16 protein-coding genes are annotated in these 20,345 nt (G+C 61.3%); 11 read left to right on the top strand and 5 right to left on the bottom strand.

Annotated elements, in window-relative coordinates; genetic code table 11:
• Window positions 1–45 precede the first annotated feature (45 nt).
• Window positions 46–2,121 (bottom strand): FAD/NAD(P)-binding protein, encoded by a 2,076-nt coding sequence (locus tag BLQ01_RS14320; RefSeq protein ID WP_254779455.1) that lies wholly within the window; start codon window positions 2,119–2,121, stop codon window positions 46–48.
• Between the two features lie 290 nt (window positions 2,122–2,411).
• Here BLQ01_RS14320 and BLQ01_RS14310 point away from each other — a divergent pair, with 290 nt between their 5' ends.
• Genes BLQ01_RS14310 through BLQ01_RS14280 form a run of 7 tightly spaced genes read left to right on the top strand, consistent with a single transcriptional unit; the run spans window position 2,412 to window position 9,752 of the window.
• Complete coding sequence (locus tag BLQ01_RS14310) at window positions 2,412–3,377, top strand: amino acid ABC transporter permease (protein WP_026543258.1); 966 nt, start codon at window positions 2,412–2,414, stop codon at window positions 3,375–3,377.
• Entirely contained in the window at window positions 3,374–4,294 is a 921-nt protein-coding gene (locus tag BLQ01_RS14305) for an amino acid ABC transporter ATP-binding protein (RefSeq protein ID WP_223943905.1), read from the top strand. Before BLQ01_RS14310 ends, BLQ01_RS14305 begins: the two co-directional genes overlap by 4 nt.
• A gap of 8 nt (window positions 4,295–4,302) precedes the next feature.
• The gene (locus BLQ01_RS14300; RefSeq protein WP_175493447.1) at window positions 4,303–5,316 is read left to right on the top strand and encodes an ABC transporter substrate-binding protein; all 1,014 of its coding nucleotides are present in this window, start codon (window positions 4,303–4,305) and stop codon (window positions 5,314–5,316) included.
• Window positions 5,313–6,479, top strand: a complete 1,167-nt coding sequence (locus tag BLQ01_RS14295) for an LLM class flavin-dependent oxidoreductase (protein WP_091552440.1) — start codon at window positions 5,313–5,315, stop codon at window positions 6,477–6,479. The genes BLQ01_RS14300 and BLQ01_RS14295 overlap by 4 nt, the downstream gene beginning before the upstream one ends.
• Entirely contained in the window at window positions 6,463–7,332 is an 870-nt protein-coding gene (locus BLQ01_RS14290; protein WP_091552439.1) for a DUF1684 domain-containing protein, read from the top strand. The genes BLQ01_RS14295 and BLQ01_RS14290 overlap by 17 nt, the downstream gene beginning before the upstream one ends.
• Window positions 7,329–8,396, top strand: a complete 1,068-nt coding sequence (locus tag BLQ01_RS14285; RefSeq protein ID WP_091552437.1) for an LLM class flavin-dependent oxidoreductase — start codon at window positions 7,329–7,331, stop codon at window positions 8,394–8,396. Before BLQ01_RS14290 ends, BLQ01_RS14285 begins: the two co-directional genes overlap by 4 nt.
• A 9-nt stretch (window positions 8,397–8,405) precedes the next feature.
• The gene (locus BLQ01_RS14280) at window positions 8,406–9,752 is read left to right on the top strand and encodes an NtaA/DmoA family FMN-dependent monooxygenase (protein ID WP_091552435.1); all 1,347 of its coding nucleotides are present in this window, start codon (window positions 8,406–8,408) and stop codon (window positions 9,750–9,752) included.
• A 168-nt stretch (window positions 9,753–9,920) separates the two neighbouring features.
• On the opposite strand, the gene BLQ01_RS14275 is transcribed toward BLQ01_RS14280, so the two are convergent.
• Window positions 9,921–11,108, bottom strand: a complete 1,188-nt coding sequence (locus BLQ01_RS14275; RefSeq protein WP_091552486.1) for an FG-GAP repeat domain-containing protein — start codon at window positions 11,106–11,108, stop codon at window positions 9,921–9,923.
• 192 nt (window positions 11,109–11,300) lie between these two features.
• Here BLQ01_RS14275 and BLQ01_RS14270 point away from each other — a divergent pair, with 192 nt between their 5' ends.
• Complete coding sequence (locus BLQ01_RS14270) at window positions 11,301–11,492, top strand: hypothetical protein (RefSeq protein WP_254779453.1); 192 nt, start codon at window positions 11,301–11,303, stop codon at window positions 11,490–11,492.
• 526 nt (window positions 11,493–12,018) lie between these two features.
• Window positions 12,019–13,698, top strand: a complete 1,680-nt coding sequence (locus tag BLQ01_RS14265) for a DUF262 domain-containing protein (protein ID WP_091552434.1) — start codon at window positions 12,019–12,021, stop codon at window positions 13,696–13,698.
• 313 nt (window positions 13,699–14,011) lie between these two features.
• Here the strand turns inward: BLQ01_RS14265 and BLQ01_RS14260 are convergent, their stop codons facing one another.
• The 3 genes from BLQ01_RS14260 to BLQ01_RS22665 form a co-directional block, all read right to left on the bottom strand.
• On the bottom strand, window positions 14,012–14,275 hold the full coding sequence (locus BLQ01_RS14260) for a hypothetical protein (protein ID WP_091552432.1): 264 nt from the start codon (window positions 14,273–14,275) through the stop codon (window positions 14,012–14,014).
• On the bottom strand, window positions 14,272–15,255 hold the full coding sequence (locus BLQ01_RS14255) for a MarR family transcriptional regulator (protein WP_254779452.1): 984 nt from the start codon (window positions 15,253–15,255) through the stop codon (window positions 14,272–14,274). Before BLQ01_RS14255 ends, BLQ01_RS14260 begins: the two co-directional genes overlap by 4 nt.
• Window positions 15,256–15,855: 600 nt before the next feature.
• Window positions 15,856–16,056: a hypothetical protein gene (locus BLQ01_RS22665; protein WP_091552431.1), complete on the bottom strand. Its 201-nt coding sequence runs from the start codon at window positions 16,054–16,056 to the stop codon at window positions 15,856–15,858.
• Window positions 16,057–17,704: 1,648 nt separating this feature from the next.
• Between BLQ01_RS22665 and BLQ01_RS14245 the strand changes: the two genes are divergently transcribed.
• Window positions 17,705–18,949 (top strand): ATP-binding protein, encoded by a 1,245-nt coding sequence (locus BLQ01_RS14245; RefSeq protein ID WP_175493446.1) that lies wholly within the window; start codon window positions 17,705–17,707, stop codon window positions 18,947–18,949.
• Entirely contained in the window at window positions 18,939–20,294 is a 1,356-nt protein-coding gene (locus BLQ01_RS14240; RefSeq protein WP_091552428.1) for a DUF6414 family protein, read from the top strand. Before BLQ01_RS14245 ends, BLQ01_RS14240 begins: the two co-directional genes overlap by 11 nt.
• The last annotated feature ends 51 nt before the right edge of the window (window positions 20,295–20,345 follow it).

The raw sequence follows: 20,345 nt of genomic DNA, 5'->3' as shown, positions 1-20,345 counted from the left end.
AGGTGGAACCCAAGCAGGTGGCAGTTAGTGTCGTTTTGAGGTCTCTCATAACGACATTAACTGCGACTCAGTTGGGCGGGCGGCAGCAACCGTGGACAGGATCCTCCGCGCCAGGGCGTCGTTCTCCCGGAAGGGTGCCGCGTTGGTGTTGGGCCGGGCGAACGCTCCAGCACCCCAACCCGACGTCCACGGTCCCACTGCGAACAAACCCTCCCGGGGAGTACCAACAGGAGAGAGGACCTGGTGATTCCCGGAGACCAGCAGTTTTCCTGTGGAATGGGTGCCCTCGGAGGTGAGGAGGCGTTGTTCGGTTCCCCCTCCGGAGTGGTGCAGGTCAGCCAGGGCAGGATTCGCGGAACGCTCCACCGAGGCCGACGGCAGCCGCGCCTCAACGTAGGCGGACGCGTCAACCACTACGGGCGACTGGAATGATCCGGCCACGAACCTGCCAAGGGAGTCATCGGCACGGACCCACATGCCCGGGCCCAGGAACTTGAGGAAACCGGCCCGGTGCAGTGCCAGCATCTCCCGGAGGCGGTGCGACGGCGGACCGGAGTCCACAAAGCTGAAGAAGCCATGCCACCAGCCGTGGATCGCCTGCTGGGACCGGGCGTTGAGCCGTTCCTGCGGGACGAGGCGCCCGAGGTCCATGTACACGAAAAGCAGGGCGGTAAAGAGGGCCAGGGTCTCGGAATGGTCGGGACTGGTCCGGAGGTCAAGATCGCGCTGGATGTAGGCGGCCACGGAGCGCTGGACAGTTTCGTGGTGGGCAAAAGCGCAGCCGCTCAGGGGGTGGTCGAGCTTTTCGAGGTCCAAACGCAGCGCAGGATCCGGCACGGAGAAGGCCACCAGTTCCTCACGGTCGCTGCTGTACCAATCAACGGCGTCGAACCTCACCTCGAAGCTGGCCCAGGACCCGAGCACCCGTTCCGGGTAGCCCGTGAAGAGCTCGCGGTAGTAGGCGTAACCGGCGTCCTTGGCGATCAGCGGCCACAGGTGTGCCCGGAAATCGAGTTCCTGGTTCACGGCGAGCAGGGCGTCAATGGCTTCTGCCGTGAAGTAGCGCGGGCGGGCGATCGGTTCGCCGCGCAGGGTGGAGGAGATCTTGGAGTGGTACGGCACTCCGCGCCGCGATCCTGCCCAGACGCGCGGTTCAGCGCCGGAGGGCACGTAGTCCAGGTTGCCGTCGGGCCTTTCTTCGAAGCGTCCGCCCCGGCCCTGGAACAACAGCACCAGCAGGTCCACGAACGCCAGGCCCATGCCGGCGACGATCACGTCCTGCCCTGCTTCTATCGCGGAGTAGTCCACATCGGTGGTGTACGACGGCGCCGCATGGAACCCTCCGTGCTTGGCCGCGAATTCGCTGAGCCGGACGGATTCGGGGTCGGGCTGGGAATCTGTGTGGCCAAGGGCGTAAACCACGACGTCGGCAACCACCTCGGCACCGGAGGCCAACCGCACGCGGTGCGTACCGTCGTCAGGCCCGGCAACCGGTACGGCAGCAGTCGGGACGCCCGGGGCGCCGCCAGTCGGTACGGCAGGAGTCGGTACGCCCGGGACACCACCAGTCGGGCCGCCCGGGACACCACCGGCCGGGACGCCCGGGACGCCGCCAGCGCGGCCATCCGCGGAAGAGCGCTCGACGCCGGTCGCCGTGTCGCGATGCACCGTTACGGTCACGTCAGGGCCAAGCGAGGACACAGCCCGCCGGAAGAACCACTCAAGATATTTGCTCTGCAGTTGCCGGGTGGGAAAGGACGCGGGGGTCAGCGAGCGGAGCTGGTCGAGCAGGTGTGGTTCGAACGCGGGGACGTCCCTGATGCTGCCATCGAGCACGCCCGCTGCCCAGGTGGAGAGCCCGGGGCCCTCAACCGAAGGACCGTCGCAGGCCACTGAGGCGTCCGTGAACATGGTGACGTCCGCCGCTGTGGAATTCAACAGCAGGCCGGGATCCTGGTCGTAGCGCCAGATCCTCCCGGAGCCCGGTTGGTGGGGCTCGATGACGTGGATTTCCAGCGGACCAGCAAACAGGGCGGGACGGTTGGCGGCGAGCCGTTCCAGGACGCCGGCCGTGCGCGGGCCGCCGCCAATGAAGGCGATGGCTGGAACTCGTGACGGCATGGGATCTCCTGAAAAGCAGTGGTTTGGTGATGCCCAATCTAGGGACGTTGAGGCACCGGGGTCGAGGCGGTGGTAACGGCCGTTCACTACGCGTCACGTCACGTTAAGGCGCGCAAAGAAGGGACTCATATGGCTCCCGATGACAGTGATTGTGACGTTGTGCGAACCCTTGAGAAGCCGCGCGAAGTCCAGTGAAGAAGTGCAAATTCCTGCCTTGCTGCCGGGTTTGGCGCGCCCATAGATTGGCAGCCATCCGATAGAGAAACAACCGATCTGAAATGAGGTGGCGCATGAGTGCAATCGCACCGCCTGCCACGGCGGAAACCTCACCGCCCACCCCGGACTACTCCGGGTACCAGCTGGTCCCGGCCCGTCACCCGTGGCGTTGGGTGGGCACCGTAGTGGTAGCTGCCGGCGTGGCCGCCATTGCGTGGTCTTTGGTCACGAACCCCCGCTGGGAGTGGGGTGTGGTGGCCGAGTGGTTCACAGCGCAATCGGTAGTCAACGGACTGATCGAGACACTCAAGCTGACGGCCATTTCCGGAGTCCTCGGCTTTGTCCTCGGTTTCATCCTGGCCCTGATGCGCCTGTCGGCTTCGCCGCTGCTGGTCTCGGTGTCCTGGACGTTCTCCTGGATTTTCCGCTCCACGCCGCTGCTGGTCCAGCTCCTCCTTTGGTACAACCTGGGCTACCTGTACGAGAAAATCAGCCTGGGCATTCCCTTTACGGACGTCCGCTTCTTTGAGGCCCAGACCACCACGCTCATCAGCCAGTTCGCCGCCGCAGTTCTGGGCCTGACGTTGAACCAGGCTGCCTACTCCGCCGAAATCATCCGCGGCGGCATCCTTTCCGTGGACCAGGGCCAGCTTGAAGCAGCCTCGGCTCTGGGCATCCCTGCGTGGAAACGCTCCACCAGGATCGTGCTGCCCCAGGCCATGCGTGCCATCCTGCCCAACGCCTTCAACGAAATCATTGGACTGGTCAAGGGCACCTCGATTGTTTACGTCCTGGCCTATTCCGAGCTCTTCTACACGGTCCAGGTCATCTACAACCGCACCCAGCAGGTGCTGCCGCTGCTCCTGGTGGCCACGCTTTGGTACGTGGTCATCACCTCGGTCCTGAGCGTTTTCCAGTACTACATCGAACGCCACTTCTCCAAGGGCGCCCTGCGGACCCTGCCGCTCACGCCGTTGCAGAAGGCCCGGAAGTTCTTCACCACCCACGGCGCCGCCTCTCCCACGAAGGAATCCCGATGACCACCGTCTTCTCTTCCTCCGAAGCGGCTGCTGCCGCCCACCTCGCTGAAGCGACGCCGGCCAAGGAGCCGGAAACTCCCCAAGGAGAACGCACGACGCCGGCCCGGCCCGCCGCGGCGCGCGCCACACCAGCTGTGACACGTGGCCAGGTGGACATCGCCAACGTCCGGAAATCCTTCGGTGCAACCGAAGTCCTCAAAGGCGTTTCCTTGTCCGTCCCGCCGGGAGGCGTGGCCGTGATCGTGGGGCCTTCGGGTTCGGGAAAGTCCACCCTTCTGCGCACCATCAACCACTTGGAAAAGGTCGACGGCGGTTACATCACCATCGACGGCGAGCTGGTGGGCTACGAAGTCCGTGGCAACAAACTCCACGAACTGCGGGAGAAGGACATCCTCAAGCAGCGCACCCACATTGGCATGGTGTTCCAGAGCTTCAACCTGTTCCCGCACCTCACTGCTTTGGAGAACGTCATTGAGGCGCCCATCGTGGCCCAGAAGCGCTCCAAGGCCGAAGCCCGGAAGCGCGGCCTGGAACTCCTGGACCGGGTGGGCCTGAAGGATCGCGCCGACGCCTACCCCCGCCAGCTTTCCGGCGGCCAACAGCAACGAGTGGCGATTGCCAGGGCGCTGGCACTGGATCCCAAGATCCTCCTTTTCGATGAGCCGACGTCGGCCTTGGACCCGGAGCTCGTCAACGAGGTCCTGGACGTCATCCGTGAACTCGCCAAGTCCGGCACCACCCTGATTGTGGTCACGCACGAGATGGGCTTTGCCCGGGACGTCGCCGACACCGTCGTGTTCATGGACCAGGGACAGATTGTGGAGTCCGGCACACCCCAGGACATTTTCGCGAACCCCCGCGAGGAACGTACGCGCAGCTTCTTCTCCAAAGTCATCGAACCAGCTTTCAACATCTAGGACACCCCATGCTTCGCATCACCCGCAGATCCGCCGCCACCACCAGAAGCAAGCTGCTGGCACTGGCTGTACTCCCCGCCGTCGTGCTTCCCGTGCTGGCCGGGTGCTCCGATCCTGGAGCGTCGGCAGCCAAGCCGGAGTCCGAGGCTGCCAAGAATGGCGTGGTCTACAACACGTCTGTGGACCAGAACCGGATCCGCGGTGAAAAGGACGCTGCTGCTGCCTCGAAGGTTCCTGCAGCAATCGCCAAGGACGGCAAGCTCACGGTAGCCACCACCGCCGGTTCCATCCCGTTGTCCTTCCACGCCACCGATGACAAGACGCCGATCGGCGTTGAAGTGGACATTGCCCAGCTGGTGGCTGACAAGCTCGGGCTGGAGCTGGACCTGCAGGTGACGTCGTGGGAGAACTGGCCGCTGAAGACCCAATCCGGGGACTTCGAGGCCGTCTTCTCCAACGTGGGCATCAACGCAGCCCGCGTGAAGCTGTTCGACTTCTCCACCTACCGCGCCGCGTACATGGGGTTCGAAGCGAAGAAGAGCTCCAGCTACGACATCAAGGGCTCGGATGACATTTCCGGCCTGAAGATTTCCGTGGGCTCAGGCACCAACCAGGAGAAGATCCTGCTGGCCTGGAACAAGGAGCTTGAGGACAAGGGGAAGGCCCCTGCCACGTTGCAGTACTACTCCTCGGACGCAGACACCATCCTGGCGCTCTCCTCGGGCCGCACGGACCTGAACCTGGGACCGTACCCGTCGGTGACGTACCGCGAGAACACCCGTGACGACCTCAAGGTTGTGGGCAAGGTCAACGCCGGCTGGCCCGCCGAAACGCTGGTTGCTGCAACCACCCTGAAGGGCAACGGCCTGGCCCCGGCCATCACGGATGCCTTGAACTCCACCATCAAGGAGGGCTCCTACGGTAAGGTCCTGGAACGCTGGGGCCTGTCGGAGGAAGCCATCCGCGAATCCAAGACCGTCACCGAAGCCACCTTTGTTACGCCGGCGGGGACCACCAAATGAAGTTCCAGGTCCTGGACATCATTCCCCACCTGAAAAACCCGGTGACAGGGGAGATTGTTTCCACTGCCGACCGCCTGAACCAGGTAGTGGAGACTGCCCGCCGGGCGGAGGAGCTCGGCTTCGACAGCTTCTCGGTGGGTGAACGCCACGCCGGCGAGTTTGTCTCTTCATCCCCGACGACGGTCCTCGCCGCCATTGCCGCGGTCACCCGCCGCATCCGCCTCCAAACCGGGGTCACCGTGCTCTCCGTGCTGGACCCGGTGCGCGTGGCCGAGGACTACGCCACCATCGACCAGCTGAGCCGCGGCCGCCTGGAACTGGTGATCGGCAAGGGCAATGAAGTGCTGCAGTACCCGCTTTTTGGGCTGTCGCTGGACGATCAATGGGACCTGCTGGCCGAAAAGTACGCCCTGCTGCGTGCGCTCTGGCGCAAGGAAAGCGTCACCTGGTCAGGCCGCTTCAGGTCCGCGCTCACCGAACCAACCACGACGACGCCACGCCCCTTTGCGGGCTCACCCCGGATTTGGCACGGCTCGGCTACAACCCTCACATCCGCTGCGCTCGCCGCTAAGTGGGGAGATCCGCTGTTCACCGCCAACGCCATCCAACCGCGGGAGAACTACAAGGTCCTGATCGACCACTACCGCGAAGAGTATGAGCGCCACGGGCACGATCCCCGGCACCAGTATCTGGGATCGGGCAGTGGAGCAGGTGGTGTCTTCATAGCGGACACCACCCAGGAAGCCATCCGCCAGTACGGGCCCGTCTATGAAGGCCTGACCGCCGGCCGGAACGTCCCAGGCAACAACTCACCTTTCCGGGACATCCAGCACGCCGTTGCCGAGGGGCCGGCGCTGGTTGGCAGCCCGGAGCAGGTCATCGAGAAAATCCTTAGCTACCACTCGCTGTACCAGCATGATCTCCAGTCGATCTCCCTGCCCACCACGTTGCCCTTTGAAAAGCAGCTGGAGATCCTGGAACGTTTTGCGCTGGAGGTCATCCCGGCTGTCCGGGCTTCTGCGCCGACCACCCTGTGGGAGTCCAGCGATCCCTTCGGTGGCCGACCCGAATTCGCCGGCGCCACCGAGCCGGACGCCGCAGCAGCAGTCACAGCAGACCACGCCTTGAACAGGACGGATAACGCTTATGTCTACGCACACTGAAGCAGCAACGCACACCGCAGCAGCAACGCACACCGCAACAGCCCTCGAGTCCTTCAACCAGGAATGGCAGGACTGGCACGCCGCCCACGAGCAGCACCGCGCCCACCCGCATGGCTTCCTCGCAGTCACGCACCTGCACTGGCTCAGCAGCGAGGCGACCCGGCTGGAAGGTGCGCCGGGCACTTGGAGCGTGCACGCCGACGTCGTGCGTGTTGTCCTGGAACCGGGAGAAAGCCTGCAGCAGGACGGCGTTGAACTGAACACCGACCCGGGCACGACGCTTGAGCTTGGCCCCATCCAGGAGCGCAGCGGCATCAACCTGGTCTCCGGCGAAACCGTCATTGAGGTGGCCAAACGCGGAGGCGAGTACATTGTGCGGCCGCGGAACCCGTCCAACGCCCTCCTCCAAGAGTACCAAGGGACACCCGCCTACGCTCCCAATGCAGCGTTCGCCGTGGCTGGCACGTTCGTCCCGTTCGAGGCTCCGCGCCCCACTACCGTGGGGGCCGCCGTCGAGGGCATCCACCACGTCTACGAAGCTCCCGGTGAGATCCGTTTCAAACTGGCCGGCGAGGAGCTCGCGCTGACGGCGTTCAACGGATACGCGCCAGGATCACTGTCCGTGCTGTTTACAGACCAGACCTCCGGCAAAACCACGTACGCGGCCAACCGCTCGCTGTCCGTGGTTCCCGCCGCTGATGGCTCCGTGGAGCTCGACTTCAACCGCGCCGTGAACCTTCCCTGCGCCTACACCGACCTCGCCACGTGCCCGCTGCCGCCCGCAGAAAACCGGCTTCCCGTGGCGATCGAGGCCGGCGAAAAGATTCCCTACGAACGTCAGGACCAAAAGTGAGTTCCTCCGAAGATAACAGGGCCGGATTCCTGGCCATTGAACTCGACGGTGCGGGGTATGAAAACCTTGCCGCGGCCGTCCTCGCCGCCGAGTCCGCCGGTTTCCACGTGGCAACCTTCAAGGACACTCCGGAGGCCGGACGTGCCAACGCCCTGCAGCGCGCAGCTTTTGCCGGCCCGGTCACCCGGACCATCGCGGTGGTCCCCGAGGTAGACACCGTCTATACCGAACCGTTCCATGTCTCCACGCAGCTCGCCAGCCTGGACTATGTCTCCGGTGGGCGTGCCGGGTGGATCGTCACCGCAGCGGAATCACCCGAAGCTGCCGCCGCCGTCGGACGCTCCTTTGTCCAGGGCGGGGCACTGACCCAGGAAGCCGCCGCCTCCATCGAGGTCAGCCGCCGGTTGTGGGATTCCTGGGAGGATGACGCCGTGATCCGCGACGTCGCCACCGGAAGATACATCGACGTGGACAAGCTGCACTACGCCGATTTCGAAACGCCTGCGGACTTCACAGGCCCCGCTTACTCGGTGAAGGGTCCGTCCATCATCCCCAGGCCGCTCCAAGGGCAGCTGCCCGTGCTCGCTGCGGCATCCCTGGTGGGCAAAGGCCTGGTGCCGGCCGAAGCAGTGGACGCTGTACTGGTTACCGCGCCGACACCGGAGCTGCTCAGCGCCGAGATCCGCGACGTGCGCGCACGGCTTGGCGCTTCAGTAGCGGTTGTCGCAGAGCTCGACGTCGTCCTGGGCGCTCGCGGGCAGGCGGCGGAGTCGCGCGTGGTGACACCCCGGGAAAGCGGCCTTGCGCGTTTTGTTGGATCGGCCGCCGGCCTCACCGAACTGCTCGACTCACTTCTCCAGGAAGCCGACGGCGTCCGTCTCCACCCGGCTGTCCTCACCGTGGAACTGGAAGAACTGTCACGGCTGGTACTTCCGGAGCTCCGCCGCCGAGGTTCCCTCAGGGCGCCCGTCCAGGACGGCACCTTCCGCGGGCTGCTGGGCCTGCCGAAGGCGGAAAACCGCTACTCAACCACTGCCGCGGCTGCCATTGCCGCCGGAAAGTAGGAGACCACCATGACCCGCGATATTTTCCAGCCGAGCGGCCAGATCCAGTTCGGAATCTTCTTCCAAGGCGTTAACTCCGGCACCATCTGGAAGGCTCCCCAGGCGGGATCGCAGACGGACTTCGAGTCCTTCCGCCACATCGCCCAGACCGCCGAGCGAGGCAAGTTCGCAGCCTTCTTCCTCGGTGAAGGCCTCCGCCTGCGCGAACACCTCGGGCGTCCGCACGCACTGGATGTGGTGGGCCGGCCAGACGCCCAGACCATGCTGGCCGCCCTTGCCGCGGTCACCAGCAACATCGGCCTGGTGGCCACCCAGAACACCACCTACAACGACCCTGCAGACCTCGCGCACCGCTTGTCCTCCCTTGACCTGATCTCCGGTGGCCGGGCCGCGTGGAACATTGTCACCACGGACAACGCCTGGACCGGTGCCAACTTCCGCCGCGGCGGATACCTGGACCACGCCGACCGTTACAGGCATGCCGAAGCGTTCGTCGAAACCGCCAAACGGATCTGGGATTCATGGGAAACCTCGTCCGGACCGGCCCGGCCGGTCCTGCACGAAGGACAGCACTACACCGTTGATGTCACACCGCGGCTGCCGCGCAGCGCCCAGTACCGCCCCGTGCTTTTCCAGGCTGGTGATTCCCCGGACGGCCGCGATTTCGCAGCCCGCCAGGCGGATGTGATCTTCTCCGCCCACCCCAAGTTCGATGACGCCGTGGAGTTCCGCCGCGACATCGTGGCACGCTCCATCGCAGCCGGGCGTGGAGCCAATGCCGTGCAGATCATGCCCGCCAGCGAGTTCATCCTTGCCGCCACCGATCAGGAAGCCCAGGAAAAGAAGGCCTGGGTCCGCAGCCTGCAGATCGGGCCGCAGCAGGCCATTGCCTATCTGGAACAGTTTTGGGGCCGGGAGCTTTCCTCCTACGATCCCGATGGTCCCCTTCCGGAGATCGACCCCGTGGTGGAGGAAACCTCCGAGACCCGAGGCAGCGGCTTCCACGGCGCCAAGGCCCGCCAACTCGCTGACCAGTGGAGGGCGGAGGCCAAGGACAAGGGCCTGTCCATCCGCCAGTTCGTCACGTCCAAGACGGCACGGATCGACTCCACGTTCACCGGTTCCTACACCGCCGTGGCAGACCACCTCGCAGAATATGCCCGGGTTGGCGCGGTGGATGGCTTCAACATTTCACCGTGGCTCATCCCCACCGGAATCGACGACATCGTGAACCACCTGGTACCCGAACTCCAGGAACGCGGCGTCTACCCCACCGAATACCGTGGCACTACGCTCCGGGGAAACCTGGGGTTGGAGACGCCGGTCCGTTCCGAAGACGTGGTGCAGGTCCCATGAGCACGGCCCGCCTTCTGCAGTTCTGGCGGCGCTGGTTTGGTTTCACGCCGGGCCAGCGCCGCAGGGCGCCCGACGACGGCGGGCCGGGTTCCGCCGTCGTCGACCCTTCGCGCGGGACCGTACATATTCAGCTGACCGTGATGGGGCAGCCGCTGTAGCACCCGGGGCTTAGAGCAGTTCCTTGAACACGTTCCAGCCCCGGCCGACAGGGCCGTATGGGCCGTAGAGGCCAGTGGCGGAAGCGCCGGTGATGTAGCTCAAAAGGTCGCCGTTGGCGGCGACGGCCGAGAGTTCGTTGTATTTCGAGTGGCTGGAACTACCAATTCCGGCCACCTCGGAAAACGCCTCCCACCCCGGGCCGAGGGACGCCGGATCCTCCCAGCCGCCCTCGCCGTCAGTGGGGTACTGGTGCAGGTAGCCGTCGTGGTCGCGTCCGAAGATGTCCACGGCACCATCGGCATTCATGTCGCCGCCGGTGATGATCTTGTTCATGACCTGCCAGCCCCAGCCCACCTGTTCGCGGGGGAGCCAGCCGCCTTCGCCGTCGCCCGGGTAGAGGAAGAGGCCGCCTGCTGCGTCGCGTGCCAGAACGTCATTGGTGCCATCACCGTTGAAGTCGCCCGGGCCCACGATGGAATTGAAGACGTTCCAGCCCTGGCCAACCTGTTGCCTGTCGAGCCAACCGCCCTCGCCATCGCCGGGGTAGAGGAAGAGCTTGCCTGCTGCATCGCGGCCGAGGAGATCGTTGAAGCCATCGCCGTCGAAATCGCCGGGGGAGAAGACGATGTCAAAGACGTTCCAGCCCTGGCCTACCTGCTGTGGCTCGTCCCAGGAACCCCAATACGCGGGGCAGGGGCCCTCGCAGGCGCCCTTGTAATAGGTGTATGTCCGCGGGTACAGGATGAGCCGGCCATCGTGCGTCCGCCCGAGGGGCTCAAAGTTGCCCCGCCCGGTCCAGCCCATGGCCCTGCTGGAAGCCTTCACCGGCAAGGTTTCCGAACTCAGCTGCGTGCCGGTTGGGCAGCCCTGGTTTCCCGGGGTGAGGGGATGGACCCGCATGGATATCCGGCTGCCCTGGTCCTCGGGCAGGATCCGAAGGGTTTCCCCTTGCCGATCCTCCGGAAGCGGATCGCCGTCGCGCAACCACTCCAAGGTGATGCCGTCACCCGAGCCGTCCGGATTCCGGCAGCCCCAGTAGCTGTAGTCGTACTGGCGGCGCAGCTCGGCACCCACGTAGGCGGCGCCGTCGATGATTGGAGTTGGCTGAGTTGGCTGCGTGTCCGCGGCTGCGGATGGTGCCTCCGTGGCGAGCAGCCCCGCCGCGATCAGTCCCGCGGCCAGCAGGCCGGCCGCCATGGCCTTGGTCGGCACCAGTGGATACCTCTTCTTGGGCGCATTGGTTTTGGGCGCTTTGGTTTTGAGCGCTTTGTTGGGCGCTTTGGTGCGCGCTCGAACGTTCCCCATGATGTTCCCCCCGGAAGCGGCATTGACGTGCGTAGGTTTGTGCTGAGGCTACCGCACTTGGGGTGGGGCAGTCAGGAGGTGCGAGTGATCACCATCAGTCGGAACAACCCGCCCACAGATCAGGAACAAACGATCCGGGACCGCGCCTTGCGGGTCCTCGATGACCTCTTTGATGGAATCCCAGTGTTGAAGGACCTTCTTGATGTCATCGTCTCAGCTCCCAACGAGCTGCGACAGGTCGCCTGGGACCGGGGCGTCATGAACATCTACCGGTAGGAAACACGGGCGCTGGAGGCAACCCTGCTCGGTTTGACCGGTGGCGGCAAGCTCGAAGAAATCTTCTCGCAGCAGACCAGCCGGCCCGACCAACAAGCACCCAATAGTCATACTGAGCCGCTTAAAGCATCACCAGCAAGCTTCGCTTCATCATCAACTACGCTCATAGCACCCTTGGAAGTCCAGCAGCTCCCAATAGGGAGTTTCCTATGACAAAGAAGAATGTGACGTTCGTCGGCAAGCTTCAATCTGATGTCTCGGAACATGTGCAAGGGCCAGATACACTCATGCCATGAGCGAGAGCGAGACGACCCTTCGACGGAGCAGCGCCGGATACTGGTTTGCTCCCACTTCGGGTGCATCAAAAAGGCTGATGCCCGCATTACTGACCACGACTGCTGCGATAAACCTTTAGCGCGGCACCATTCAAACTAGCGGGTGCACGGAAGTTAGCAGGGCGAGACTAGGCAAAGGCGAGTTTCATGAATGGTCCATTCGTGCAGCGCGACCTGCAAGTAAGGAATTCATGATTCGGCCGATCGATGCAGGCGAAGTTCAATTAGGAAAGTTGTTTACTGCGGAGTACGACTTCACTATTCCCGACTACCAGCGTCCTTATGCCTGGGGCAAAGACGAAACACTCCAACTCCTGGACGACCTACAGGGATCGCTCGCCAGGGACACTGACGAACCCTATTTTTTGGGATCCCTCGTCCTAGTGAAGGAGAAAGGACGACCAGCAGCAGAAGTTATCGACGGTCAACAAAGATTGACCACGCTGACGATCCTCTTCTCGGTCCTTCGAGACCTGACTTCAGACGGCTCCTTACGTGGTGATATTCAAAAATTTGTTGAAGAACCAGAGGTCGTCTGGGCCGAAACAGCCGCAAAGCCCAGGCTCAAGCTGAGGCAAAGAGACGCAAAGTTTTTCCACGATCATGTGCAGGTAGACGGAGCTATCGCTTCCCTCCTCGCACTCACCGACAACGCCTTGGAAACCGATGCTCAGAAGGCCGTCCGTGACAACGCCAAGGCATTGCACGCTGCCCTCGCCGACTGGACGCCGGATGAGCGGAAAAAGCTGTTTGTCATGTTGGCCGCGCGGACATTCCTGGTGGTTGTCAGCACAGCTGACCTCAACAGCGCGTATCGGATATTCAGCGTCATGAACTCGCGGGGCCTTCCGCTCACACCGGCGGACATATTTAAGTCTCAAGTAATCGGCTCTATCGCCGAATCCGACAGAGCCGGCTCCGCTGAGCGATGGGAAGACCTTGAACAAGAGCTCGGTCGCAAGGAGTTTGGTGACCTCTTTCTCTATCTTCGAATGATCAAGTCGAAGATGCGTGGCAGCCGTAGCCTCCTAGTGGAGTTCCCAGAACAGGTCCTGAAGCCGTACATGCCCAAGGACGGCCTAGGTTTTATAGACGACGTGCTGGAGCCCTACGCTATAGCAAATCTGAGACTCATCAACCAAGACTTCAGCTCCGGGGGTGACTGGGCAAAAGTCAATCAATGGCTTGCGCGTCTGGTCCAGCTAGACAACGACGATTGGCGACCACCTGCACTATGGGCGTTAAAGAATCACAAGGATTCCCCGGAATTCCTTGTGTCGTATTTAAGAAAGCTTGAACGTCTAGCCGCTAGCCTCTTAGTGAGGCGCGTATACACCACCCCCCGCGTTAACCGGTACTTGGAGCTCCTGCAGCAGCTTGATGCCGGCCACGGACTTGATGCCAATGCCTTTGAGTTGTCTGATGAGGAAAAGTCCGAAACGCGGAAATTTTTGGATGGCGAGCTATATCTGGCGAGCAAGGTGCGTAAGTACGTCCTGTTACGCCTTGACTCCGTCCTTGCGAACGACCCAGGAGCCTCATACCAGCACAAGACCATCACCGTCGAGCATGTTCTACCCCAAAACCCCAAGAGGGGCAGTCAGTGGCTGGAAACATTCAACGAGGAGGAGCGCGATCACTGGACTCACAGGCTCGGCAACTTGCTCCTCCTGAATAGAACCAAGAACAGCGAGGCGCAAAACTTTGAGTTCACGGTTAAGAAGTCGAAGTACTTCGTGAGCAATAAAGGATCCGCAGTTTTTGCGCTGACGACGCAGGTGCTGAGCCACCACGAGTGGACGCCAGGTGTAGTGCAGCAGCGGCACATCCAACTGCTCAATATGCTGGCGGACGAATGGGAACTGCACTAGCCGGTGTGACTACGAGAAGAGATTTGAGGGGGTCGGACTCCCGACCCCCTCACTTACTGATTAACGTCCATACGGCTGCGTTGGGTTGCGCTGTCGGAATTCCGACAGCTCTAGGAGCCCGGGCATTAGGGCGGACAGCACCGTCAGGGTGGCTGCCCCGGTCATTTCGCGGCCGGGATATGCTGCTTTATCAGGGCTGAGAGTCTCGCGGGTGATGATCTGGGTCTCAACCCTGCCAACTGAGTCGTGGGGCACGAGAAGGTCCACGATTATCTCGCCACCCTGGTCGTCTTTGCGGACATAGTGATTGCCACTAGGTGTCGGTGTACCCCTGGGCCACGAGGTGCGCGTGCAAGTTTTGACCGACCGCCGTGGCCTGCTTGATTCCAGCATCGGCGTCGGCGGTGCTACGCTCGGTGGCTTCCGGTGTCGGGTACACGTGGATGAGCAGCTGGACCATGTGACCACCGACAATACGGTAGGTCCCCGTATCGATGCCGGCGGCAGCTACGTCAGCGAGGGCGAGGTACCCGAGATCCGAAGCGTTGGACATCGAGATGACGTTGATGATGCTCATGCGGCGGTGCCGCCCAGTATCGCCCTCTTTAGATGATCCGCCGCTTCCTCCCCGTCCGGTGCATTGCTCAAGGTAAGTTCCCACAAGGCCACAAGCGGGTCCACAAGTGGTAGTCCCTGATGCTCCATATGAGGAGCGGTCCTCCAAAGGGTGTGGTCTTCCGGGATGACCGAAATGAGGGTGGCTTCCTCTTTGCTGGCCGGACTGAAGCCGGCGTCGCTGAAATCGACCATTTGACGGACATACAAGGTGGCGCTGTCTGGGAGCCGCCATGGCGCGTATATGTCCGCCGCTGCGTCTCCTGATACTAGCGGCTCGGCGTCCATTTCCCGTGCGTATTTAGTTGCTTCCCGTACCTGGTCTGGAAGTGGATCCAGGCTGTACCAGTAGGTGGCTGCGCCGCGCGGGCCGGGGTATTCCCGCAACAGTAGGGACATCAGCTGAATGTGGTCAGTAGGTGACCACCCTCTGGGCGTCCGCTCTACAAGGTTGGCCAGATACTTAAGGTTCTTCACGACGGCGGGTTGGCTGGTGCCGGAGCATTCTGCGAGCTCCTTCTGGACAAGCGGTTCACGTGACATTAGCAAGGAGCGGATTAAAGCGTAGCGACCCCACGCGGGTTTCCCCTGGTGGGCCGGTGTCCTCTTCAGCGTGGTGACCTGATCTTGAGGGAGCAGGTTCTGCCCACTGATGTACACGCATGGGGGATCCAGCGTAACGAGGTTGAGCATGCCGACTCGTGCCGCTTCAGTCAGGAATTCAGTTGGGCGGGCGGTGACAATGAGGTACGTCGTGTCTTGGCGGGCCATGAGATTCAGCATTCCACTGGGACTGGGTGGAACCCGGTAAAACTTCACCTGAACGACAAGGGTTGTACCGTCGGGCAAGGACAGAGACAGGTCTCCGAGATCACCCCCGCTAATGCGGACGTCGGCTCGTCGCAGCGTCTCGAAGGCCCGAGTGGCCACATCGTCATGCACGCTGACTCCCTATAGTCGGATTGCTGGCAATCGTCAAATAACCATTTCTGGCAAACAGCGATAGTGGTTATATTCTTCCCCTTCTCTGCGCTGCAGTCCACGCAGTGTTACCTATGCCACAGCGGTGTCATAAACGCCCCTTCAGGTGGTTGATCGGGAACCGAAGCCGACAGTACCCAGCGGAACAGCCCTTCGAGCGGAGGAAGCCATGGCGATGAAGGGCTTCAAGAGAAGCCGTTTTGGCTGACAGATTGGTGAACCTTTCTCTTGGCAGCAGCAGGTTCTGCCACAACGACACGTTTCCACTACATCCGAATTCTTGCGACGAGGACTAGCGTGCCGATGCGCCTTTTGGCCCTGCCTTCCTGACATCCCCTCTGTAAAACCGGGCGCTGGCTGAACAGTTCTAACGTCAAAAACGAACGCACGAAGGCCGGAAACAGCCCGTTTTTGGCAGACACTCCACCGACGTTCGAAAGCGCCGATAACCTATGTCAAGTAAGCATGACTTGAGGCATACGATGCACGAGCCATCCCACCAAGTGAGCCACAAGGTATAGCGTCAATTGAAACGGAACTCTTCTCCCGCACCTGCCCGGCCTAATTGTCCAGAGTGGCTGGACAGGTGACTGTCCAACGATTGTGGGGCTGCCGGGAGTGTTGTTGGGTGTCGATGATTGGACCGGAACTGCCCAACGGATACAGCGGAACACTGGCCTCATTGAAGGTACTGGTGACAACAGCTCCGTTGCGCGCCCAACAGGCGGCCAGCACCGCGACGGTGGAAATGTACTGGGCCATCGGAGCGACGATCCTTTACCGCCAAGCTCAAGAACCATGGGGTCGAAGATCCTGCAACGCCTCGCCTCGGACATGAAGGCTTCGTTCCCCTATATTCGGGGGTTTCATAAGGACCCTGCCCGCGTGAGCACTCATAGGTTTCGTGTTGCTACCCTGACGAATTTTGACCAGACCGTTCCGATTTGTGCTTCCGGACCAGCCACCGTCTGGGCCTGTACATCTACCAATAAACATTCCACTCCTCGATATTGCCTTAGCATCCCCTTATCAGGTATAGGCGCGGCCTACTGACCCCCCGCGGACTCTGCCGCCCGGGTTGTCCCTCCGCCCCCGGATTTCCAGGGAAACCACCACGAAACGACAGCAAAAAGCAGCCCCTACCTGTGAGCGCTTCCCCGCCGGTTTTAAAAGGCCGATACCGGAGATTATGACAAGTTGAAGGAATATATGGACGGAAGAGGCTTCCTGACGGGCATGCCGTCGGCAGTTCGCCCAGTCCTTGTTGGCATCAACACGCCGAGCGCGACACGCCGTAGGTCAGCGACACGCCAACGATTTAAATGTGTCTAAGTAGTCCACAGGGTGTGGATATCATGCCCCGGTTTGGCGGTTTCGCGGACATTTTGAAGGAGTCTGCCTGTGGATGAGCGGTGGAGTGAATGACATACTTGTAATACATCATCTTGGGGTTCCGACGGGCTCCTGGCACTACATGTAGTATCGATACTCGTAAGCCCACTAACCCGGTGAGCTTACGACGAAGCGCACATTCGGCTGAACCTCGAACATGCGCTTCAAAAAAATCAAAAGGGATCGACGCCTCGCAATCAAATTGGTTGCGTCAAAGCCCGAGACATTTGTGTTTTGTCGTTTCGTTCTTCTCAGGGAACGTCAAAACAGACTACGAGCGGTTGGAACAAACGTCAACATTGACAACGTTCCGTGTCTTGTGCCCGGTGATCCCGGAAAGGACCAGCCACATGGCTACACGCGCAGTACGGATCCGCATTTAGCGAACGACCCGTTTCCGCCCAACTCAGCACTGACCCGCTGAACTGGGGTCGATGCGGCGACCGCCCAGGCCGGCGCAGCGAACCCATCCTTTCAATTTTCCGGAAATCTACCTTTCAAGGACACAGACATGGCCAAGAACAGCCGTCAGACCAGCCCCAAAGCTGCTACTGCAGCGAGCAAGGGTCTGCGCAATCCCAGCTCCAGCGCGGCAGCCAAAACAGCCGCAGCTAGCGCGCTCTCCCAGAAGGGAAAGGGCGCGCGATGAACCACCAGGAAGACAAAACGGAGGACGAGGACCCTGGGTTCTCGTGGGGCTCACCAAGATTTCCGCGGCCCTTCTTTCGAGGATATGGAACTGGCCCGGCCCTGAACGCTTCGGACCTCACGATACTGGCCTAGCAAACGAGGGGCCACGCTCCCTTTCTAATTGATGTTGGTAGGGCCTGCACTAAGGAGCAGGTCCTACCAACGATGGCCATTGAACCCAGTCATCAAGAAATCTTCCTTTCTGGAGGATTCCGTGCGGTGCGGAGCGTCGCGTCCGACCTTCGTCGGCGGCCGTATGAAGGGCCGGGTCATACGCCAAAGCTCATCCTCCTATGTCCCCTTCCCAAAGCAAAGGTGTGCCGCTTACGTGGTAGTCCAGACAGAACCAGATCAGGAAATTTCGGAGTATGCCAGCGGTAATCTCGCAGTCGTACTCGCTGTAAAGCAACGAGGGTCAGAGGTCACGGTGCGTTTCCGCAACGGTAGCGAGGCACGTTTCATCCACGACGACCCATCCAACATCCGGCGAGGCGACGTCATCCTCGTGGGTAACAACAACTGGGTCAAGGTGCCAAAGAGCGCCTGGCAGGAACAACCTATCGTTTACGTGGTCAGGAAAGTGCTGGACGGGCGCTTACTGGTCGAAGTTGGAAGCCTAACGAAGACCGTGCCGTACTCCGGGGACGAAGATCTCCTTCCCGGCTACACGATCGAATATTTCGAGATCTCAGAAAAGGTCACCGTCCTTCACGAAACCCCGATCCGTGCCCTCGATTATCGTGATAGCCAGCAGGATTTGGCCTCACAGTTCGAAGTCACCTTTGACAAACCACTTGGTCTCGACGATTTCGGTGGCTACCATCGCGTTGTACAGCGCGCCAACGAGATACTCCGACTCCAATTGGATCAACAAGAGTCCATCAAAGCCATCGGCGCCAAGCCGATCCGGGGGGTGATCTTTTCAGGGCCGCCAGGCACGGGAAAGACTATGCTTGCCCAGATCATAGCGAGCCTGTCCCAGGCAAAGTTCTTCGTGGTGAGCGGCCCGCAAATCGTTTCCAAATGGGTCGGGGAAAGCGAAGAAGTTCTGCGGAGCATCTTTGAATCCGCCCGCAAGGTCCCCAAGGCCATCATCTTCTTTGACGAGATCGACAGTGTCGCCTCCCGACGTTCCGAGGACACTCACGAAGCGTCGAACCGGCTTGTTGCCCAACTACTGACTCTCATGGATGGGGCCAGCAAGGATCAAGGCAACGTTGTGGTTGTAGCGGCTACGAACCGTATCACCGAGATCGACCCGGCCCTGATGCGGCCCGGCAGATTCGATTGGGAGATCGCGTTCGACCTTCCACATGCTGAAGACCGTTTCGAGATCCTCACCAAAAGCGGAGCAACGATGACCACTTTCGGAGACCTTCCCTACGAATACGTCGCAGAACAGACAAACGGCTGGTCCGGTGCAGAACTTGGCGCCATCTGGACCGAAGCGATGATCTGCGCGCTCCGCGGTGGCGCAGAAGCAGTTTCCGGCGACGACTTCATCGAAGGCTTCGAGCGCGCTGCCGACAACCGGGTATTGAAAATGAAGGAAGGGAAGCTCAATGCCTGCTAAGTGGAAATGGTGGTTCTGGCTCCTTCCTTGGAAGTGGCACCCCAAGCATCGTAGAAAAGTCACGGCACCTACTCCTCCCGTCTACCCCTTGCGAGAGTTCGTTTATCTGGATGAAGTCAGCCTTAAGAGCCTTCTCGTTTCCCAGAAGGGAGCACTTGAGACAGAGTTCACCGACCAAGACGTACTCGTTGAACAGTCGGAGCTTTCGAGTAAGCTCTCAGCCGCGCCCAAGGGTGTCGGAGCCGAGGTGAGCTCACGGTTCCAGTCGACCTCCACCCTTGGTCGCCAGACCTTACGCAAGGCCATGGCCCAATCCCAGTTCAAGAACCTCTTAGAGTTGGACTCCATCAACATCCGGTTCCAGAACAAGGCAAAGAGCGAGGAAACCCTGTCCCTCGAACACCTGGCTCGGCCTGAAACTGCCCTTTCTGTCAGCGTGGATCGGCTTAGCCGGGGAGATCTGGTGGAACTCGAAGTTGAGCTGACGGCGGACCCCATATACCGGTTCAACATGACAATGGCAGAGATGTCTGACCTTGCGACTAAGTACCCCGAGATCATGAATGCACAAGGGGCTGCCGACGTGCTGGAGCAGATGGGGCCCGTTAGCAAGATGCTCGAACAACTCTTGGTTGGTTTGGTTCCGATCCGGGCCCGTTGCCTGAACCTCGTCCTTGCCGAGCATGACGGAAGTCAACATGTGGTGCTTAAATCACATGCAGAATCGTTGGGACTTGAGGCTCAGCCCATTGACGTTGTTGGTGTCACGGACCTCGACCAGTACTGGAAGGACGTCAGACGCGTTCTCTTCGCCCACGGGTCCTTCAGGATGCTTTGCCGGGTGTCCAGGGATGGGCTCCATGACGACTGGGTGCCCGTCAAGGGAGCTGAAGTTTTGGCGGAGCTTGCCCCGGAGTTTCCAGGTCTCCTTGAAGCTGCCGGACGAACAGAGTACGGCGTCCCGAAGGACGCCAGGGTTCAGCAGCAGGCGGCAGCGATGACGGAGGCGCTGAGGCTCTTCGCTTCGAGCATTCTCGACGCGTCAGCCCCTCACCGTTGGGAGCAATGCGCTGGTCTTGACGAACTGATAGCGGCACAGGGCCACCGCGCGTCAAGCGCTGCAGGCCAACGGGAGGCCTTTGATGCAGTAGCAGATCTAGTTATCCAGACCTTGCCTACCTCCCCTCCGCCCGCTCAGCTCCAGGAGTTCCGCGCATCGGCAAGGAAAGCAGCAAACCTGCGCTTCTCCATCGACCAGATGGAGCGAGGGCCGGTGGAATCCACCCAGAAGCCGCGGGGGCCTGAAAAACTCTTAGATGTCGAGATTGTAGCCATTTATTGGTGAAGCCTAGTTTCGAGGGCCAGAGACTTTCGCCGGCTGACCCGCCCTTTCTGG

The organism is Arthrobacter sp. UNCCL28 (assembly GCF_900102805.1).
GTDB lineage: Bacteria > Actinomycetota > Actinomycetes > Actinomycetales > Micrococcaceae > Arthrobacter > Arthrobacter nicotinovorans_A.
Note: the sequence above shows the minus strand (reverse complement) of the source record. Positions and strands in the feature narration are given on the sequence as shown.